Origin of the sequence: Bartonella sp. AP58NXGY (assembly GCF_042195785.1) — a bacterium.
Classification (GTDB): domain Bacteria; phylum Pseudomonadota; class Alphaproteobacteria; order Rhizobiales; family Rhizobiaceae; genus Bartonella.
The window spans coordinates 347-593 of record NZ_JBHIOY010000370.1; the positions used below are offsets into that span (position 1 = coordinate 347).

Sequence of the window (247 nt, forward strand, 5' to 3'; positions counted from 1 at the left end):
CCTGAAGAGGTTGAACACTCGTTTTTGTTTTTGCACTTTTTGAGAGCTTATCAGCAATAATTTCCCCATCACTGATTTCAATAATACGATCTGCTCTTTTAGCCACCTGCATATCATGCGTTACGATAATAATGGTGCGCCCTTCTTGATGAAGCTCGTCCAAAATACGCAAAACTTCTTGCCCACTCTGTTTATCGAGTGCACCGGTTGGCTCATCGGCAAGAATAACCTCCGCATTATTCATCAG

At 42.5% G+C, this 247-nt stretch carries 1 pseudogene; it reads right to left on the reverse strand.

Annotation, left to right across the window (positions count from 1 at the left end):
* Nucleotides 1–247 (reverse strand): annotated as a pseudogene (locus tag ACFINC_RS11480) (macrolide ABC transporter permease/ATP-binding protein MacB); the annotation flags it as partial.